Source organism: Bradyrhizobium sp. CCH5-F6 (genome assembly GCF_001556045.1).
In the GTDB taxonomy this organism is placed as follows: Bacteria; Pseudomonadota; Alphaproteobacteria; order Rhizobiales; family Xanthobacteraceae; genus Bradyrhizobium.
Window position 1 is genome coordinate 1 of sequence record NZ_LSIC01000059.1, and the last position, 13,576, is coordinate 13,576.

A 13,576-nucleotide genomic window follows, 5' to 3' on the forward strand; every position below is an offset into this window, starting at 1 on the left:
CTTATGGCGCGCTCTCCCCGGGGAGCGATGCACTATTGCCCCCGTCGCCTTGCGGATGACCGATGCGCGGACCCGGTCGGGCCGCCACATCGCCGCAAGCCTTGACGCACAGACCCCGGGCGTCAGGACCACACGCTTTTGCCGTACGCTGGAAACGCACCGGTCGTGTGCGCGCCGCGCAACCGCTCACGGGCCAAGCCCGCCCTACGATCGCCCAGCGCGCCGATGCACTCCGCGCCCACCGCCACCCGGCCCGCGTATCGTGACGATCGCGAAACGCCCCTTAATCCTTGGGCCAGGATGACACGGATCTACGATATTTCCGAATTTCGGTCAAGCAGAATCTGTGGAACGAGCTTCTTGACCTCGGTTGCCCGCGAGCGCAAGGCGTCGCATGGGCATAGTTCGCGAGCTGAGCGCACGCCTCGTCCTTCATTAAGCTCGGGCCCGAACCGCCGCAAGGCGTTCGACTTCGCCGCGCCAATACCTATATCCTGCGGCAACCGATGTGACGTAGCGGACAACTTCGATGGCCCGGAGACACACGACAGATCACGATGCGGACGACCTGCCCCGCTATTTCGTCTGGGTCCGCGGGCTCGAAGGGCCCGAGCCGCAGAAATGGACGGCGATGGAGTTCGGTGTGGGCGATTGGAAGCGGCCGCTCGTGCTGGCCTATCTGGAATTGCCGGAGGACGAACGGCCTCTGTCGCTGTCGGCGCTGGCGCGCCGCTATCCGCCGCCGCGCGGTGAGGTTTCGTGAACCGGACCAGGATGTGTACTCATAGACGCCGGCTCCGCGGGGCAAAGCGGAAGTCACCTGCTCGAGCTTGACCGGCTTGTGCCACCTTGCAGTCATCACGGACAACGCAAGAATCGGCTTCCGGGGATGCGCACGGCCACTCGCATGGCTTTCGCAGAGCCCAAGGGGTGATTGCCGTGGTGGGCGTGTCACAAGCGCTTTACGGTGCAACCTCGCTGACAGCCCGCGGCGCCGATGTCGGGCGGGCCGCCTCCGGCGAGGGTGCATGTTCAGGCACAGTCAGCTCCGGCCTCGGCACATCCGCGAGAAGGGCGCGTTCGCTCGCGGGCAGGCCGAACCGCTCATACAGCACGGGCAGCAGGAGAAGCGTGAGCGCGGTCGCCGTGACGAGACCGCCGATGACGACAATGGCGAGCGGCCGCTGGATCTCCGCACCCGGCCCGGTCGCAAACAGGAACGGCACGAGGCCAAGCGCCGCAATCGAGGCCGTGAGCATCACCGGCCTGAGACGGCGCCTGGCGCCTTCCATGACCGAGTCCCTGAACGGCAGTTCGCGCCGGGCTACGACTTCATTGATGTAGGAAATCAGGACGACGCCGTTGAGGACGGCGATGCCAATCAGAGCGATGAAGCCGACCGATGCAGGAACGGACAGGAATTCGCCCGAAGCCCACAGAGCGACCACGCCGCCGATGGTGGCAAACGGCACGTTGCAGAACACCAGAACCGCCTGGCGCACCGAATTGAACGTGAGGTAGAGCAGCAGGAAAATCATCGCGAGCGCAATCGGGACTACAAGCGCGAGCCGGGCCGAGGCACGCTGCTGATTTTCGAACTGGCCGCCCCAAACCAAGGTGTAGCCGCGCGGAATCTCGAGCTTGCCGGCAACGGCAGCCTTCGCTTCATCCACGAAGCCGACGAGGTCGCGTCCGCGCACGTTGCTCAGGACGGTCGCGAAGCGCTGCCCATCCTCCCGGATCACCTGGATGGGACCATCCTCGACGCGAACGTCGGCGATCTGCGACAGCTCCACGGTTCCGCCTCCCGGCAGCACGATAGGCACGCGCGCGAGATCCGAGGCCGAGGCCCTTTGCCGTTCCTCACCGCGAACCACCAGCGGCGTGCGAACCTGCCCCTCCAGGACAATGCCGAGGTCCCGCCCATCGACCCACACGCGAAGCGCCTCCTGGACCTGTTCAGCGTTCAAGCCAAACCGTCCGGCCTTGGCGCGGTCCACCGCGACGGTGAGATAGCGCATGCCGGCATTGCGAAGGGCGAAAACGTCGACCGCGCCGGGTATCTGCTGGATGACTCCGGCGATGTCGCGCGAGAGCCGGTTGAGCGTGCCTATATCGTCTCCCAACACCTTCACCACCACGTCGCCCCGGGCGCCTATGATCATCTCCTGAACGCGCATGTCGATCGGCTGGGTGAACGCGTAGGCAATGCCCGGGATCGAGTCGAGCACGCGCCTGAGTTCGCCCAGGAACCACTGCGTGTCGGCGCTCGGCCACTCGGACTTCGGTCGCAGTGACATGAACATGTCGGTCTCGTTCAAACCGACCGGATCGATACCGAGCTCATCGGCGCCTGCCCGCGCCATGATGCCCTTGATCACCGGGATTTCCGCCATCAGCGCCCGCTGAATTCGCAAATCGGTCTGCGCGGCCTCTTCGACGGAAACCGTGGGAAACTTCCTGATGGTCACGACCGGCGTGCCCTCGTCCATGACGGGCATGAAGGTGGCGCCGATCCGGGGAAAGACGGCCAAGACGGACACGATGCCCAGCGCAAGCCCGATCACGAGGACGAGCGGACGGCGCATGACATAGGCGAGCGCAGGATCATAAAATGCATGGAGCTTGCGAACGAGCCAGGGCTCCTTTGCGGAGCCCGAACGCAACAGGTAGGTCGCCAGGGTCGGGACCACCGTCAGCGACAGCAGCAAGGCCGCGCCAAGCGCGAACGCAATGGTCAAGGCCACCGGGCTGAACAGCCGCCCTTCAAGTCCCTGCAGCGACAACAGCGGCGTGAAGACCATGACGATGATGGCGACGCCCGAAATCAGCGGCAAGGCGACTTCCCGCGTGGCCTCGAACGTCAGCTTGAGCCGCGTCCTCAGGTCGGGATTCTTCGCGTGCGCAAGGCGATGTTCGACGTTCTCGACGACCACCACGGCGCAGTCCACCAGAAGGCCGATGGCGATGGCGAGGCCGCCGAGCGACATGATGTTGGCGGACCAGCCGAACAGCCGCATGATGCCGAAGGTGATCAGCACGGCGAGCGGCAGAATGACGGAAACCACCAGTGCCGAACGAAGATTACCCAGAAATACGAGCAGCAGGATCACGACGAGCGCAATCGCCTCCAGCAGCACCTTCTGGACCGTCCAGACCGCCTGGCCGATCAGTTCGCTGCGGTCATAGAAAATTTCGATGCGGGCCCCGTCCGGGAGCAACGGCTTGAGCTCCTCGAATTTCGCCTTGACGCCGTCCACCACGGTCCGGGCATTGGCGCCGCGCAGGCCCAGAACCATTCCCCAGACGGTCTCCTGATCGCCGTTCGCGGTCACCACGCCATTGCGGGGAAGCGAGCCGAACCGAACGTCTGCCACATCGCCGACCCTGACGACCGAGGATGCGCGCGTCGAGATGATGATATTGCGAATATCATCGAGCGTCCGAATGCGGCCTTCCGTCCGAACGAGCAACGCCTCCTCGCCGTTTCGGATCCGCCCGGCGCCGTCATTTCGGTTGTTGGACCGGACGGCGTTCTCCAACAGTTCCGTCGTGATTCCACGCGCGGCCATCGCTGCGGCCGACGGCACGACCTCGAAGGTCCGCACGAAGCCGCCGAGCACATTGATGTCCGCGACACCAGGCAGGCCGCGCAAGGCGGGACGGATGGTCCAGTCCACCAGGTAGCGCTTCTCCTGCGGCGTCATCCCCTCGGACTCGATCGTGAACATCACCATTTCCGCCAGCGGCGTCACTATCGGCGCCAGTCCGCCATCCGCACCGGCGGGCAACTGGTCGCGCACATCCGACAGCCGCTCGTTGACTTGCGCACGCGCCCAGAAGATGTCGGTTCCATCCGCGAACTCGAACGTCAGCAGCGCAACCGAGTACCGGGTCGTGGATCGCATCTTGACCAGATTGGGAATTCCGCGCACGGCGAGTTCGATCGGCTGCGTGATCCGGCTCTCGAGCTCCTCGGGCGTCAGGCCCGGTGCTCTCATCGAGACCAGAACCTGGGTCGGCGCCACGTCGGGAAACGCGTCGATTGACAGCTGTCGGTAAGCACTGGCGCCCCAGACGGCCAGCGCCAGCGCGCCAAGCACAACCAGGATGCGCTGCTTCAGCGCGCCGTTGATGAGTCCTGCCAACATGGGGTCAGCCCTTGTCCGCCGCGGCGAGTTCGGACAACAGCGCAATCACTCCCCGATCTGCGATCAGGTCGTCCGCGCTCAGATCGGCTCGGATTGAGGTGCGCGCCGGCGACTCGGCAAGGACCTGCACCGGCCGGGTCACGAAGCCCTCCCTGGTGCGGACGAAAACCCAGCTACGATCCCGATACCTGACGACGGCTGCAGCCGGGACCGACCATTGTGTACCCTGACCTTGATCCAGACGGACAGTGACGGTGGTCGCCAGGCCGGGACGCACTGTCCCGCCGTTGGTGTCGATCTCCGCAACGGCGATCGCTGATTGCGTCTGCGAATCGACGGTGCGCCCGAGCCGGATAAGACGGCCGCGTGCGCCATAGGCCGGGAGCACGACGGAGGCGCCCGTCTTGAGCGCCGACAGGCGTGACGCCGGCACTTGAATATTGATCCACAGAGGATTGAGGCTTGCGATGGTGTAGAGCGGAGCTGCGGCATCGACGCGTTCACCCGGCGAAACATGCCGCTTCACGATGATCCCGCTCACCGGCGCATGAACGGTGACCACCGGAAAGATCTTTCGCGTGTTCTGCAGAGCCTCGATGTCGGCAGCCGAAAGCTCCATCAGCGCCAGTATCTGGCGCCGCTCGTCAAGATGCGCTTTGGCGTTGATCGCGGAGGTCTCCGCGGTCCGCAGTTCGCGTTCAGGAGCGGCGCGTCCCTCGAACAGCTGCTGCATTCGTCGCAACCGGTCGGCAGCCAAAGCTTCATCAGCGAGAGCGGCCAGAAATTGCCGCTGAGCCTCCACGATTTCCATCGAGCGCAGCTGCGCAACGGGCTCGCCGGCATTGACGGGCTCGTCCGCGGCCACGAGCATGGATTCGACCAGGCCGTTCGCCGGCGCAGCGACGATGCGCATCTGCTGTGGCGGAATGACGACGGTGCCCGGAAAGGACAACTCGATCTCCGGCTGCTCCTTGTCCGGATGAACAGTGGTGATCCCGGCGAACCTGATCTCCCGTTCGTCCATGGAGATCGGCACATCACCCTCCGCCGCCACCGACTGGGCATGAGGCAGCACGTTCAGCGCGAGCACCAGGACAGCGAGCGCCGGGCGCAGGAGCGAATGCCTTTTCCTGGATATCGCCATATGGCTGCTGTGATCTGACGCACCCGCTGCTTCAGGCGATCGCCTCGACCGAGCGAGGACAAACGCGATGCGACTGCGGAATCGTTCGACGAACCAGTTCATGACTTCCTTCGGAGCTGAATCAACGTGTGACGCGGAGTGAGGACGTACCGCGCGTACGCAGCTGAGATGGGATCCCTCCATGCACCTTCGCAACAGCCGAATCCCCTCATTGGGATTTCAAATGAGGTGCATTGAAGCTCCTGATGCTGAGAGCGGTTGCCGGCGGCGTCGTTGGATGAGCCGCTGACGGGGCACCCCTCGCGCTCAAGGGTCGAGCTTCCCGGTCCGCAATTCGCACAGCTGAAGTGGTAGCAGTGGCAATCGGGAGTACGGCTCGCGTTCAATCGCCGGATTCTTCCTTCGGACACGCACGGATATTGGAACGAGCGAGCTTGGCGTCGTCGAGCGATTTGTAAGGGCCGGCGCCGAACCAGATCACGGCTCGATCGATGATCGGATTGACGGTCACGATCTCGCATTGCTTGGTCGCATGATTGCCCACGACCCAGAACCCGGGATAATCGGGCCAGCGCGCGAACGACGCCGTGATGTTGGCGCAGGTCGCAGCAGCCAACGCCAGAGATATTACAGCCAGCGACTTCATGGTGCTTCTCCATTCGGACAAGTCGGGTCGAACGATCGGAAACGGCTGCAGCCGATGTCGAAAGGCCCGTAGCAGCCAGCCGCTCGCAGGCCGACGTCGTCCGGCATCGGCCCGCAAGGCAGCTAAAGACTGGCTCGCATCGCCATCTCGCGCAGACGGTTGCGCAATTGCCGTTCGCTCATCGGCTTCCCGCAGGAAACGAGGTCGGCGGCAACTTTCGCAACCACGTCGTCATGGCCCGGGCTTTGGTGGTCGGCCAGATGCACCGCGAGAGCGTAAGCCTCGAGCGCCTCATCTTTCAGTCCGGCATGCCGGCCGGCCCATAACCCGAACAGCACGTTTCTGCGCGCGATCTCGCCGTCTCGCGTGTCGTCGTCGATCCGTTCCAAGCCGTTGTTCACGTTCAAATCCAGTTTCATGAGAGCCGGATCCTTGGCCACCGTCTTCGCTCCAGTTGATCTCCAACCTCGATATGGGCGCGGCCGGTCAAACGCCAATTGGAATGCTCAATGCAGTCGATTTGAGAGCTTGATGGGTCGGCCGCGTCGGCGCGGTGACCGAGCCGCCGATTTCGCCGGCCTGCTGGACTTCGAATGGCGGGCCCGGAAGGCGGCCGCAGCGCCGCTCCTGCGTTCACGTGCCCGCAGGGGTGTCACTCCGGCGATTGCGGCCGCCGGTATTCAAGCGAGTGAGTGATATGCTCGGCCAGCATTTCTGCCGCACGCGACAATTTGCCCGGAGAGCGGTAAAGGGCTATCTCGGAATCGGGAAGTTGCGGGAGCTGTTGCTCGGCGCCGACAATCTTCAGGCCAGGCGGCACCATGTCCTTTGACAGTATTGTGATACCCAAGCCGGCACGAACGGCGGCCTGCAAGCCCTCACTGCTGACACTCGTGTAGACGATACGCCAGTCGCGTCCCTGCGCCTGCAGACTTGCCAATGCTCTCTTGCGGTAGACATCGGGGGCCGGAGCCAACGCCAGCGGAATCGGACTTCCGGTTTCGAAGACAAACTGAGGCGAGCAAACCCAGACGAGAACATCGCGCCAGACCGGCACTCCCCCCAAGGGGGCCTGCGGCTCGCGCTTGATCAGAACGAGATCGTACTCCCCTTTGGAAAATCCCTCGAGAAGGCTGAAACTGAAATTGCAGTTCACGTCGAGCGTGACGCGCGGATGGGCCCTCGCAAAGCGCGCCAGAATGTCCGGCAGGTAGACGGTCGCGAAATCCTCCGTGGTGCCGAGACGGATGGTGCCTTCAATATCAGGTTCCATGAAGCGGGCTCGGGCTTCATCCGCGATATGCAGGAGCTGCCGGGCATAGGCCAACAGAACCTCACCATCCGCGGTCAGCAGAACATCGCGTCCGCTGCGCTCAAACAGCGGTCTTTTCAGGTTGTCCTCGAGCTTCTTGATTTGCAGGCTGACCGTCGACTGGGTCCGGCCAATACGCTCCCCGGCTCTCGTGAAGCCGTTGTTGTCGACCACCGCCACGAAGGTGCGCAACAAGTCGAAATCAAAGGGTGGCGTATTCACGATGCCCGCTTCCTGTCAAACATCTGTCCGAGCGAATAGCAATGAACCGAACCGGGCTGGTCCGCTGCAGCACATCGGTTGCCGCAGGATATAGGTATTGGCGTGGCGAAGTCGAACGCCTCGCGGCGGTTCGGGCCCAAGCCTAACCAAGGACGAGGCGTGCGCTCAGCTCGCGAACAATGCCGATGCGACGCCCTGCGCTCGTGGGGCAGCCGAGGTCGAGAAGCTCGCTCGATGAGTTCGGCGCGGGCGATTCTGGCGCGGCGCTATTCGCCGCCGCGCGTCGATCTTTCGTGAGCCCTGTTGGCGTCAGCACGCCGCCCGGATGAGATCGGCAGGATCCCGCTTGCTACCTCAACGGGACTGTGTGCAGAATGCACCCGCACTTTCACGACGCAACCACTGATAGAATCCGGGAAGTGCTGCCCGGTTCGGGCCTGCCGCTTTCCCGGCTGAAATGCCGGAGGGGCCCATGACGCATCACGATGCCGGGCGGGACGCCGGTTCTCCCAGGCCGGAACGTGCACCCGGCGACAGCAATGCCGACGGAAGCGCGAGCGCGGCCCCGTCAAAGCGCAAGCTGGTGCTGTTCGCCGATGGCACGGGCAATGCGTTCAACGCCAGGGAATCCAGTGTCTGGCGCCTCTATGAGGCGCTCGACCATACCCAGCCCGACCAGATCGCATACTACATCAAGGGCGTCGGCACCGCCGGCTGGGCACCGCTCGCCGCCCTCGACGGGGCCACCGGCATCGGCGTGCCTTCCAACGTCCGCAAGCTCTATCGTTTCCTGTGCTGGAATTGGCGTCCCGGCGACGAGATCTACATCTTCGGCTTCAGCCGCGGCGCCTTCACCGCGCGCACGCTGGCGGGGCTGATCGCGAGTCAGGGCCTGGTGCCGGCCGTCATCGACGAGGTTGCGGTGTCGCATGCGGAAATGCAGCGCAACGCGATGGCCGCCTGGCGGGAGTACCGCCGCAACACCGTACCATCGAAGAAGAGCCTGCCGACGATATGGGTCGCGCGCTTCATCCGCGATGTCCTGCTCTATTTCTATCATCTGATCTTGCGGCACCGTCCCTACGCCGATGTCCGCGCGGCAATGAACGGCCGCACGGACATCGACATCGAATTCCTCGGGCTGTTCGACACGGTCGAGGCCTTCGGCGTCCCAATCGAGGAACTGCGCGTCGCCATCGACTGGGCGATCTGGCCGATCTCGTTCCGCAATCACCGGCCCTCGCCCAAGGCGAAACACATCTGCCACGCGCTGGCGCTGGACGACGAACGCACGACCTTCCATCCGCTACGGATCGACCAGAGCGATCTCGCGGAAGGACAGGTCGTCAAGGAGGTGTGGTTCACCGGCGTCCATTCCGACATCGGTGGCGGTTATCCGGAGTCCACGTTGTCCTTCGTGCCACTGGTCTGGATGACCGAACAGCTCGGCGGCCGGCTTCGTTTCCAGGGCGGCAGGATAGAGCATTTCCGCCAGTACCAGTCGGCGATCGGCCCGATGCATGATTCGCGCAGCGGTGCGGCGGTGCTGTATCGCTACGGTCCCCGCCCGATCTACGAAGGCGCCGAAAACGGCGGCCCGCCAATCGTGCACTTCGCCGTCGTCGAACGCATGCTGCACGGCTGCGACAATTATGCGCCCATCATGCTTCCCGCCAGCGCGAAGGTGATGTTGCCGAACGGGGACATCAAGCCGCTCACCGAACATGGAGCGCGCGCAGCCATGAAGAACGCCTATCTCGCCAAGGCCACGGGCCCGCAGCGGGAGCGCGAGGCGGAAGCATTCGCGGCGATGAAGACACCCGACGCCGAGATGGCGCGGCGTACGCGCGACACCGTGTGGTGGCGGCGTGTGGCCTATTTCGCGCTCCTGTTCATGGTTGCCGTCATCGCGCTCTGGCCCATGATCGCCCGCGCCCTGGTCGGAACGTCGAAAGACACGGTCCTGGAGGGCTCGCGCTTCCTGGCCGTCATCACGGACCTCGATTGGTACCTCGGCGCGGTGATCGCGCCGGTCGCCAACCTCCTCAGGAATGTGCTGCCATCCTATGCGGCGCCCTGGCTCGATATCTCGCTCTATTATCCGTTCATGACGACGATCATCGTCGGGTTCACGCTATGGGTCTGGCAAAAGAACAGCGAGCTGCGCGATGCGATCCAGGAACGTGCGCGACTGGCATGGAGCAGCCACGCCCATTCGGGGCGCCGAGTTCATGCCGGACCGCCGGGTCTCCTGCTCAGGTTCGCCCGCTGGATGCGGCTGAATGCAGGACCGGTACGCACATTCTTCGCCAGGCGGCTGATGCCGGCGGCCTTTCTGCTCGTCATCTTCGGCTCGGCGATCCTCATCGTCTTCAACAGCTTGTTCACCGGGCGCGTCGCGCTTGGAAGGGTGTGCGCGCCGCCTGAAACGGACGACGCCGGGAAGCCGGCGAAGGGACGACCGGTCCTCGAGGAGGCTCTCGATGCCGCAGGGACGTTCCACACCAGCGACTTCTGCCGATGGAGCGGCCTCGCGGTCGAAAAGAACCGCAAATACCGAGTCTGGATCCAGATCGAGGAACCATGGTTCGATCGCACGATCATGACCGGCGCGAACGGCTTCAAGACCTTCGGATGGCAACACTACCTCGCCTGGCCCACCCGCCGCCTGCTCGGCGCGGACTGGTTTCAGCCCATCGTCCGCATCGGCACGAAGGGGATGAACGATCTGCCGCTGCAGGCGGTGAACGTCATCCCCGGAGACGAACTACCGCGGCGTATGAATCCGACGACACCCGTCGAGGAAGATACCAGACGATCGAAATATCCCGTCAAGCTGGAGGACATGGCGGGGCTGCCCGATCCTGCCGATACGGAGAAGCTGAAAATCCTCCAGGGCGAGGTGGCGAAGATGGGCACGTTCGACGCGCTTCCACAGAGCGAAACGGCGCGCAAGGCGTGGGATATGCAGAGGCTGACGAGCGGAATCGTCGCCGACTTCGTGGCGCCGGACTCCGGCGAAGTGTTCTTCTACGTCAATGATGCCGTGCAGATCTTCCCTCACATCCTCGGAAGGATCTTGCCATCGCGCATCGCCGCCTATTTCGGCCCGAACGATCAGTACTACAAGAACAATGGCGGCACGGCGCGGATCACGATGCAGCGGCTGCCGGCACCGGACAAGCCGGCGTCCTCGCCAACGAACAATTAGCCGGGACCGGCGCGATCCGCCGCGCTCCGGAAGACGGCCCGCCCCCATGATTATGGGTGTCACGGCATCGGCGCTGCAGGTAGACTTGCCTCGCGGCGCGGGGGACACGCGGTGCGGGACGATGAGCATGACCGAACAGGGCGAGACGGGTGAAACCATCACCATCCTCCTCGTCGAGGACGACGCGCCGACCTGCTGGCGGCTCCAGGATGCGCTGGTCAAGGCCGGTTACGAGGTGCGCAGTGCCGGTACGCTCGCGGAGGCGCGGCAGGCCCTGAGCGCCGGCGCACCGCGCGTGCTGCTGACCGATCTGCGGCTGCCCGACGGCCACGGCGTCGAACTGATCCGCGAGACCCGGCAGCGCTTTCCGGACACCGAAATCATGGTGATCTCCGCGCTCGGCGACGAGGAGAGCGTGATTTCCGCAATCACGGTCGGCGCCACCGGCTATCTGCTCAAGGATGCGTTCCCAACCGACATCGCCACCACCGTGCGCGACCTTGTCGCGGGACATTCGCCGATCTCGGCCTCGATCGCCCGTTTCATCGTGCGCAGAACACAGGGTGCCGCACAGAATTCGGCGGAGCAGCCGCCCGGGCCCGCGCTCAACACGGCGAAGCTGACCCCGCGCGAGATCGACATCCTCTGGGGCATCGCAAAAGGCTTCAGCTACGCCGAGATCGCGGGCCATCTCGGCCTGTCCAGGCAGACCGTGCCCGGCCACATCAAGAACATCTATCGCAAGCTCGAAGTGCACACGCGCAGCGAAGCGGTGTTCGAGGCGGTGCAGCAGGGCCTGATCAAGCTGTGAGCGAGGTGGCGGCCAAGGCACCTGCGAAGGCACCTGCGAGGGCACCGGCCATACCCGCCCGGCGCCGGCTGCTGGCCTCGCGCCTCGTGCCCTATCTGTTGTTCCAGGCGCTGATCGTGATCGCCACCATTCTCGGCTTGCGGCTGCTCCAGCCGAGCGACCCCGAGGATTTTGCGCTCAGCGGATTCACGCTGCGGGAAGACGGCGCGACGCGCGCCGTGACGCTGCCGCATTTCACCTCGTCGCGCTACTCGCTGGCCGACCCGCCGGTCTACACCGGCGCCTTCACATTCCGGAGCGACGATGCGGCCTCGGGCTGGTCGGCGTTCCTGCCGCGCTTCAGCAATGCGGTGGAGGTCGCCGTCAATGGCGTCGTCGTGCTCGACTCCCGGCGCGACGCCAATGCCAACCGGCCCGACCGCAACACGCCGCAGATCGCGCTCATCCCCGCTTCGCTGCTGCGCGAGGGCGGAAACGAGATCACGGTTCGGCTGTTCGTCTGGGGGCCGTTGAAAGGCTTCCTCGACACCGTCTATGTCGGTCCGGACGTCGCCTTGCGCCCGGCCTATGAGACACGCACGCTGCTGTTCGTCACGCTGCCGGTGGTGTTCTCCGCCTGGCAGGCGATCCTGGCCGTCATCCTCGCGATCATGTGGCTGATGCGGCGCCGCGAACCGGTCTATGGCGTGCTGGCCGCAGCGATGGTTCTCGGCGTGGTGCAGGCGTTCGCGCCCCCGCCGGTGCCGCCGACCACCGCATCCCGGCTCGCCTCGGTGCTGCTGGCGTCCGCCCCGATCGAGAGTGCGCTGGTCGTCGTGTTCGGCGTGCTGTTCTTCGGCTGGCGCTGGCCGCGCTACGGCACGCTGCTGTTCCTCCCGGGCATCCTCGTGTTCGCGATCGGGCTGATCGGGGGGCCGCCGCTGCCGCGCATCCTCTTCCTGGTGCTCGGCATTCCCACCGTCGGGATCTGCCTGGTCCTGATGGCCTGCGTCGCGGCAACCGCGGTGGTGCGCCGGCAGGACGCCGCCAGCTTCACGATCGGCTGCGCGGTGACGATCGTGCTGGTATGCTGGATCCACGACATGCTGACGGTGTTGGAGATCGTGACCAACGAACGCATCTTCGTCTCGCGCCTGTCCTATTCGGCGATGCTGGTCGCGATCGGCGCCGGGCTGACCTGGCGTTTTGCGCGCGCGCTGAACCAGGTCGACAGCTTTGCCGGCCAGCTCGTGACGCGCGTGCGCGAAGCCGAGGAACGGCTGAAGGCGAGCTTTGCCCGCGAGGAGGAGCGCGCCCGCGCCGCGGCGCTCGCCAACGAGCGCACGCGCCTGATGCGGGACCTGCATGACGGCCTCGGCGGCCAGCTCGTGAGCATCGTCGCATTGTCCGAGCGCGGCAGTGCGGGCGCGACCATCACGGATGCCGCCCGCGCGGCGCTGAAGGATCTGCGCCTCGTCATCGATTCCATGGACGACATCGGCGGCGACCTGATGCTCGCGCTCGGCTCCTGGCGCGAGCGCGCCACGGCCCAATTGCGGCCGCACGACATCGCGCTCGACTGGCGCGTGGCGACGCCGCAGGGTCTGCCGGTGCATCCCGAGCTGAGGCCATGGCACGTCATCCAGATCGTGCGCATCCTCGACGAGGCCGTGACCAACGCCGTCAAGCACGCACAAGCCCGCCACATCGCGGTCACCATCGAGACTCTTGAGGGAAGCCCGGGGCCTTACGGCGTGATCAGCGTCACGGATGACGGCCGCGGCTTCGCGCTGGCCGGCAATTGCGAGGCTGCGGGCGCGGGCCAGAGCGCGCGCGGCCTGCGCAACATGCGAAGCCGTGCCGCGCGCTGCGGCGCGGTGCTCGACCTGAGCTCGGATGCCTCCGGCACGCGCGTGCGGCTGCAATTGCCGCAGCGTTTTCCCGACAGCGACATGGCGGCGGGCTGAAAGGCCCCCTCCCCGAACGTGTGGGGCGCACGGAGAGAGGGGACGGGCCGGGTGATTTGCCTGCGGAGGACGGGGGGTGTTCGTCCGCAGGCCCCGTTGGCCCGAAGCGATGCAATCAATTCAATCGAACGGA

9 protein-coding genes are annotated in these 13,576 nt (G+C 65.1%); 4 read left to right on the plus strand and 5 right to left on the minus strand.

What is annotated here, in order from left to right:
• Positions 1 to 529: 529 nt before the first annotated feature.
• On the plus strand, positions 530 to 763 hold the full coding sequence (locus AX729_RS10480; RefSeq protein WP_061022667.1) for a hypothetical protein: 234 nt from the start codon (positions 530 to 532) through the stop codon (positions 761 to 763).
• Positions 764 to 962: 199 nt separating this feature from the next.
• On the opposite strand, the gene AX729_RS10485 is transcribed toward AX729_RS10480, so the two are convergent.
• The 5 genes from AX729_RS10485 to AX729_RS10505 form a co-directional block, all read right to left on the minus strand.
• Positions 963 to 4,151, minus strand: a complete 3,189-nt coding sequence (locus AX729_RS10485; RefSeq protein ID WP_082770400.1) for an efflux RND transporter permease subunit — start codon at positions 4,149 to 4,151, stop codon at positions 963 to 965.
• A 4-nt stretch (positions 4,152 to 4,155) separates the two neighbouring features.
• On the minus strand, positions 4,156 to 5,397 hold the full coding sequence (locus AX729_RS10490) for an efflux RND transporter periplasmic adaptor subunit (RefSeq protein WP_197433571.1): 1,242 nt from the start codon (positions 5,395 to 5,397) through the stop codon (positions 4,156 to 4,158).
• Between the two features lie 280 nt (positions 5,398 to 5,677).
• Positions 5,678 to 5,941: a hypothetical protein gene (locus AX729_RS10495; protein ID WP_061022671.1), complete on the minus strand. Its 264-nt coding sequence runs from the start codon at positions 5,939 to 5,941 to the stop codon at positions 5,678 to 5,680.
• A 122-nt stretch (positions 5,942 to 6,063) separates the two neighbouring features.
• On the minus strand, positions 6,064 to 6,381 hold the full coding sequence (locus AX729_RS10500; protein WP_061022673.1) for an ATPase inhibitor subunit zeta: 318 nt from the start codon (positions 6,379 to 6,381) through the stop codon (positions 6,064 to 6,066).
• A 212-nt stretch (positions 6,382 to 6,593) separates the two neighbouring features.
• Positions 6,594 to 7,475, minus strand: coding sequence for a LysR substrate-binding domain-containing protein (locus AX729_RS10505; RefSeq protein WP_061022675.1), 882 nt, complete (start codon positions 7,473 to 7,475; stop codon positions 6,594 to 6,596).
• A 472-nt stretch (positions 7,476 to 7,947) separates the two neighbouring features.
• Between AX729_RS10505 and AX729_RS10510 the strand changes: the two genes are divergently transcribed.
• From AX729_RS10510 to AX729_RS10520, 3 genes are all read left to right on the plus strand, one after another.
• Positions 7,948 to 10,686 carry a T6SS phospholipase effector Tle1-like catalytic domain-containing protein gene (locus AX729_RS10510; RefSeq protein ID WP_061022677.1) on the plus strand — a complete coding sequence of 913 codons (2,739 nt, stop codon included), beginning with the start codon at positions 7,948 to 7,950 and terminating at the stop codon, positions 10,684 to 10,686.
• 127 nt (positions 10,687 to 10,813) lie between these two features.
• Positions 10,814 to 11,497 (plus strand): response regulator transcription factor, encoded by a 684-nt coding sequence (locus AX729_RS10515; RefSeq protein WP_061022873.1) that lies wholly within the window; start codon positions 10,814 to 10,816, stop codon positions 11,495 to 11,497.
• A complete protein-coding gene (locus AX729_RS10520; protein WP_061022679.1) occupies positions 11,494 to 13,443 on the plus strand; it encodes a sensor histidine kinase in 1,950 nt (649 codons plus the stop codon). The genes AX729_RS10515 and AX729_RS10520 overlap by 4 nt, the downstream gene beginning before the upstream one ends.
• Positions 13,444 to 13,576 lie beyond the last annotated feature (133 nt).

Excerpts from the sequence above, each read along its gene's own strand:
- AX729_RS10480 (WP_061022667.1), top strand. The coding sequence starts at position 530 with ATGGCCCGGAGACACACGACAGATCACGATGCGGACGACCTGCCCCGC.
- AX729_RS10485 (WP_082770400.1), bottom strand. The coding sequence starts at position 4,151 with ATGTTGGCAGGACTCATCAACGGCGCGCTGAAGCAGCGCATCCTGGTT.
- AX729_RS10490 (WP_197433571.1), bottom strand. The coding sequence starts at position 5,397 with ATGAACTGGTTCGTCGAACGATTCCGCAGTCGCATCGCGTTTGTCCTC.
- AX729_RS10515 (WP_061022873.1), top strand. The coding sequence starts at position 10,814 with ATGACCGAACAGGGCGAGACGGGTGAAACCATCACCATCCTCCTCGTC.
- AX729_RS10510 (WP_061022677.1), top strand. The coding sequence starts at position 7,948 with ATGACGCATCACGATGCCGGGCGGGACGCCGGTTCTCCCAGGCCGGAA.
- AX729_RS10495 (WP_061022671.1), bottom strand. The coding sequence starts at position 5,941 with ATGAAGTCGCTGGCTGTAATATCTCTGGCGTTGGCTGCTGCGACCTGC.